The organism is Dolichospermum circinale AWQC131C (assembly GCF_000426905.1).
GTDB classification, from domain to species: domain Bacteria; phylum Cyanobacteriota; class Cyanobacteriia; order Cyanobacteriales; family Nostocaceae; genus Dolichospermum; species Dolichospermum circinale.
Genome location: NZ_KE384615.1, coordinates 1 through 5659 on the forward strand (window position 1 = coordinate 1; position 5659 = coordinate 5659).

Annotated in this window: 4 protein-coding genes; 1 reads left to right on the forward strand and 3 read right to left on the reverse strand. The window is 41.4% G+C overall.

Annotated elements, in window-relative coordinates; genetic code table 11:
- Positions 1 to 282: 282 nt before the first annotated feature.
- The 3 genes from tkt to acpP all read right to left on the reverse strand — a co-directional run bounded on the left by tkt (position 283) and on the right by acpP (position 4432).
- Positions 283 to 2295 carry a transketolase gene (gene tkt, locus ACIR131C_RS0112365; RefSeq protein WP_028090445.1) on the reverse strand — a complete coding sequence of 671 codons (2013 nt, stop codon included), beginning with the start codon at positions 2293 to 2295 and terminating at the stop codon, positions 283 to 285.
- Positions 2296 to 2654: 359 nt separating this feature from the next.
- Positions 2655 to 3914, reverse strand: coding sequence for a beta-ketoacyl-ACP synthase II (fabF, locus tag ACIR131C_RS0112370; protein ID WP_028090446.1), 1260 nt, complete (start codon positions 3912 to 3914; stop codon positions 2655 to 2657).
- A 263-nt stretch (positions 3915 to 4177) separates the two neighbouring features.
- The gene (gene acpP, locus ACIR131C_RS0112375) at positions 4178 to 4432 is read right to left on the reverse strand and encodes an acyl carrier protein (protein ID WP_028090447.1); all 255 of its coding nucleotides are present in this window, start codon (positions 4430 to 4432) and stop codon (positions 4178 to 4180) included.
- A gap of 212 nt (positions 4433 to 4644) precedes the next feature.
- On the opposite strand from acpP, the gene ACIR131C_RS0112380 reads away from it, so the two are divergent.
- A complete protein-coding gene (locus ACIR131C_RS0112380; RefSeq protein WP_028090448.1) occupies positions 4645 to 5550 on the forward strand; it encodes a CoB--CoM heterodisulfide reductase iron-sulfur subunit B family protein in 906 nt (301 codons plus the stop codon).
- Positions 5551 to 5659: the final 109 nt, after the last annotated feature.

The window sequence follows — 5659 nt, forward strand, 5'->3', positions numbered from 1 at the left end:
GCTAATTGAGAAAAGTCTGATATAATTAGTTTTCAGGATGATTATTTATATCGAACTCAGGTGCTCAAAAACCAAATAGATAATGCTGCTGCAACAAAAGAATATTGTTGTCAAAGTTCATCTAATACATCATTATAATATTTTTGAATATTTAATTTCCTATTAAATTGGGTTTGCTAAAACAAGAGGAAAAACAAGAAAGATTAGCATTAATTAGGGTAGAACAAAAAAAGGTGAGCTTTTTCAGCCCACCCCACAAAACCAGAAAATATTCTGCAATAATTAACCTAACAATGCTTTGGCTTTAGCTAAAACATTATCAACTGTGAAGCCAAACTTCTCTAAACAAATACCACCAGGAGCGGAAGCACCAAAAGTATCAATACTTACGGTATCGCCTTCACTACCGATATACTTATGCCAACCGAAGCTACTAGCAGCTTCTACAGATAGACGCTTAGTAACAGCTTTTGGTAGAACAGATTCTTTGTAAGCTGCATCTTGTGTGTCAAACAAGGTTGAAGAAGGCATAGAAACAACACGAACTTTCTTACCTTCTGCTGTCAGTTTCTCTGCGGCGCTTACACAAAGACTTAATTCTGAGCCAGTACCAATTAAGATGATATCTGGTGTACCTTGACAATCAACAATTGTATATGCACCCTTAGCGACACCTGCGATAGATGTACCTGCTAGGTTAGGAACATTTTGACGAGTGAAAGCTAATAAAGTGGAAGCTTGTGCTTTAGACTTCTCAATAGCAACTTTGTAACCACCAGAGGTTTCATTTCCATCTGCGGGACGAATTACGGTTAAATCAGGAATAGCCCGCAAAGAAGCTAAAGTTTCAATGGGTTGGTGGGTAGGACCATCTTCACCCTGGCCAATGGAGTCGTGAGTCATGACCCAAATTGAGCCAGCTTCAGAAAGAGCAGCTAAACGAATAGCAGCCCGCATATAATCGGTGAAGATAAGGAAAGTTGCGCCGTATGGTATTAAACCGGAACGGTGTAAAGCCATACCGTTACAAATTGCACCCATGGCGTGTTCCCGGACACCAAAGTGAATGTTACGATTTCCGAAATGTCCTTTTTGGAAGTCTCCAGTACCTTTAAGTTCAGTGAGGTTGGAGTGGGTTAAGTCAGCAGAACCACCGATTAATTCCGGTAAAACAGCACCTAATTTGTTGAGACAGATTTCCGAGTGTTTGCGGGTAGGTAATGCTTTATCTGCATCTGTGTAGGTAGGTAATACTTGATCCCAACCCTCTGGTAATTTGCCACTAATCAAACGTTCAAATTCAGCGGCTTCTTGGGGGTATTTAGCCTTGTATTCGGCATAAGCTTTGTTCCACTCGGATTCGTAAGCAGCGCCGCGTTCAACAGCCTTGCGGGTGTGGTTGAGGGCATCTTCAGGAACGACAAAAGCATCGTATTTCCAGCCTAAGTTATTGCGGGTAGCTATTGTTTCGTCAGGTCCCAAGGCAGCACCGTGAATACCAGCAGTATTAGCTTTATTAGGAGAACCATAACCGATGGTGGTTGTCACCTTAATCATGGTGGGTTTGTCTGTAACTGCTTTTGCTTGGGCGATCGCTTTGGCAATGCCTTCTAAATCTGTGTTACCGTCTTTAACGTGCAGAACGTGCCAACCGTAGGATTCAAAGCGTTTAGAAACATCTTCGGTGAATGCTACATCTGTAGAACCATCAATAGAGATGTGGTTATCGTCATAGAGCGCAATAAGTTTACCTAATCCCCAGTGTCCAGCGATAGAAGCGGCTTCACCAGAAATCCCTTCCATGTTGCAACCATCACCAAGAATTACATAAGTGTAGTGATCAACAATTGTTGCATCAGGCTTATTGAACTTAGCGGCTAGGTGTGCTTCTGCTACTGCTAAACCGACTGCATTGGCAATTCCTTGACCTAAAGGACCTGTGGTAACTTCTACACCAGCTGTAACAAAATTTTCGGGGTGGCCTGGGGTCTTAGCACCCCATTGACGAAATTGTTTGATGTCGTCTATGGTAACGCTATCGTAGCCTGTGAGGTACAGTAGGGCATACTGTAACATTGAACCATGACCAGCGGATAAAACAAAGCGATCGCGGTTGAACCACTGAGGATTTTTGGGATTATACCGCATGAAGGAGTCCCAAAGGACAAAAGCCATGGGAGCCGCACCCATCGGTAGTCCAGGGTGTCCAGACTTGGATTTTTCTATGGCATCAACAGCCAAAAAGCGGATAGAATTGATACAAAGTTCTTGGAGGGATTGGGTTGCAACAGCCATAATCTCTAATTGTTAAGGACGGGTTAGGACTCTTTTTAGGGTTTTTTGTGGGTTCATGAGCAAATGATCCCACTTTGTTCATCATCTCATTCCCAATTATCAATGGACAAGGGGAATTTTTGACGTTTTTAGCGATGAATCAGGCCGATAAGCTGATAAATTTAATCATGCCTTCCCAAAGCTTGGCATTAGCTAGGCTGTTAGTTCAGCTATGAATTTCTCTATCATGCCTTATGTTCACTTCTAAAAGACAAACTAGGAGCAAAATTATGCGGGGATCAATAATAAATACAAGTCTTGGTAATGGATAATTGGGTGATTGACTTTACCTATTACTATTACCTGACTAGTAAGTATCTTTAGGGAGTAAATTTCTTGAAGGCTAGGCTGACATTATGACCACCAAAGCCAAAGGAGTTAGATAAGGCTACCTCGACTATTTGACTGCGGCTGGTATGAGGGACATAATCTAGATCACATTCTGGATCAAGATTTTCGATGTTGATAGTAGGGGGAATTTTGTCATGAGCTACGGCTAAAATTGTCGCTACGGCTTCAATTCCTCCCGAACCACCTAAAAGATGTCCGGTCATGGATTTAGTGGAACTGACGGCTATTTTATAGGCGTGATCTCCCAAAGCTTTCTTAATGGCGGCGGTTTCGTTGATATCATTGGCTGGTGTACTTGTCCCATGGGCATTGATGTAACTTACCATTTCTGGGGCGATCGCACCATCTTTTAAAGCTAATTCTATCGCCCTAGCCGCACCTAAACCACCAGGAATCGGCGCTGTGATATGATATGCATCACAGGTCATCCCATAACCGACAATTTCCCCATAAATCCGTGCGCCACGATTCATGGCGTGTTCTAACTCTTCGAGAATTAAAATTCCCGCGCCTTCACCCATCACAAACCCATCCCTATCCCTATCAAAGGGACGACAAGCATGGGCTGGATCATCATTGCGGGTAGATAAAGCCCGTGCTGAGGCAAATCCTGCCACTGATAGGGGAGTAACTGCTGCTTCACAGCCACCGCAAATCATAGCTTTAGCGTATCCCCATTGAATTTGACGAAAAGCATCACCAATGGAATTAGAACCAGCCGCACAGGCTGTTACAGAACAGGAATTAGGACCTTTTGCACCGGTATGAATTGCTGTTAATCCCGCTGCCATATTGGCGATCATCATGGGAATCATGAAGGGACTACAACGACTAGGACCACGTTTAGGATCTAAATAAATGGTTTGTTGGTCTTCTAATACTTTAATGCCACCAATACCAGAACCGATGATCACGCCAATTTGTTCAGCGTTGAGATCGTCAATTACTAACCCTGAATCCGCAACAGCTTGAATAGCCGCCGATACACCCAATTGAGAAAAACGATCCATGCGCTTGGCTTCTTTGCGTTCTAAGTAAGTCTCTGGATCAAAGTTTTTGACTTCACCAGCAATGCGACAACTATGTTTAGAAGCATCAAAAGCGGTAATATAGTCAATACCATTCTGTCCGCTCAATAATCCTTGCCAATATTCGGCGGGTGTGTTTCCAATGGGTGTAATCGCGCCCACACCTGTTACAACAACGCGATTACGTTTATAGTCTGTCATGATTACATTAAATATGGCGAAAAAAATATGGCGAAAAAGCAGCAGATTGAACAATTAAGAGTGCTGAGTTTCCAGTCAAATATCCATAAATTTTGAGTATACTGTTTTCTCAATATTAGGACTTTTGGATGAGGACTTTTGGGGTTTTCCTGGAATTTTTACAGTTTAAACACTCAACACTCATGTACCGGCGGGTTTATCCAGTTAATCTGTATACCTGCAAAATATCTCTTTAAACCCGCCTATACTGAATTAACACTTATCTAAGCAGATGCAGCAACGTGACTATCGATATAATCTACGACGGCTTGAACAGTTGTAATTTTTTCAGCCGCTTCATCGGGAATTTCGATATCAAACTCTTCTTCCAAGGCCATGACTAGCTCAACTGTATCTAGGGAATCAGCCCCTAAATCGTCAATAAAACTGGCTTCTGGTATAACCTTCTCTGGTTTGTCTACACTCAGTTGCTCAATGATAATTTTTTTTACTTTTTCAAAAGTATCTGCTTGGCTCATAAATAAAAGTCCTTAACAAGTTGCTATGATTTGCTCTCAATGAACAAAGTTTTTTTGGCCATATACATCTTATCGGAAAGAGTGAATCTGAGTATAGGTTCTATCATGAAAACTGAGAATTGAAGATTAGCGGATTTAAGTCCCTACTACCAATCACTACCAATACATAACAAATCCCAATTACCTCTAAAATCTAAATCAAGTATACTTTTATGCCATACAAAACTCTCAAGTACGCTTATTATCCTGGTTGTGTAGCCCAAGGAGCTTGTCGAGAACTGTATATATCTACCCAATCTCTAACTAAAGCGTTAGGTATCGAACTGATTGAATTGAAAAAAGCCGCTTGTTGTGGTTCTGGTACATTTAAAGAAGATTCGCAATTGTTAGAAGACACCGTTAACGCTAGAAATATCGCTTTAGCGGAATCTTTGGATCTTCCTTTACTAACCCATTGTAGCACCTGTCAGGGTGTCCTTGGTCATGTTGATGAGCGATTAAAAGAATGTCAATCTACCAATCCCGATTATCTCAACAAGGTTAATGGTTTACTGGAAAAAGAAGGCTGTTCTCCTTATCGGGGGAGTACAGAAGTTAAACATCTTTTGTATGCTTTGGTGACAGATTATGGTTTAGAGGAAATTTCTGGGCGTGTTAATAAGAAATTAAGTGGATTAAAATGTGCAGCTTTTTATGGCTGTTATCTGCTTCGCGCTCAAAAATCCATGCCCTATGATGATCCTTTTCAACCCGAAGCAATGGAAAATGTATTTCGGGCTGTGGGAGCGACACCTGTATATTATCGTGGCAGGACTCAATGTTGTGGTTGGCCTTTGTCTAGCTATGCGACTACAGAATCCTTCCAAATGGCGGGAAATCATATTCAAGAAGCTGTAGCTAATGGGGCTGATTGTATTGTCACACCATGTCCTCTGTGTCATTTGAATTTAGATTCTCGTCAACCGGAAGTAGAAAAAGTCATTGGTCAAAAATTAGGTTTACCAATTTTGCACTTACCCCAATTAATTGCTTTAGCTTTAGGTGTTAGTCCTAAAGAATTGGGTTTAGAAAGACATATTGTGTCTACAAAACCGGTTTTAGAAAAGTTAGGATTCTGATCAAATAAATTGTGGGAAGGAAATAATATTTTTCTTCCCATTACCCATTACCCATTACCCATTACCAATTACCCATTACCAATTACCCATTACCAATTACCCATTACCA

Coding starts and splice junctions, on each gene's coding strand:
- tkt (WP_028090445.1), bottom strand. CDS start 2,295: ATGGCTGTTGCAACCCAATCCCTCCAAGAACTTTGTATCAATTCTATC.
- fabF (WP_028090446.1), bottom strand. CDS start 3,914: ATGACAGACTATAAACGTAATCGCGTTGTTGTAACAGGTGTGGGCGCG.
- acpP (WP_028090447.1), bottom strand. CDS start 4,432: ATGAGCCAAGCAGATACTTTTGAAAAAGTAAAAAAAATTATCATTGAG.
- ACIR131C_RS0112380 (WP_028090448.1), top strand. CDS start 4,645: ATGCCATACAAAACTCTCAAGTACGCTTATTATCCTGGTTGTGTAGCC.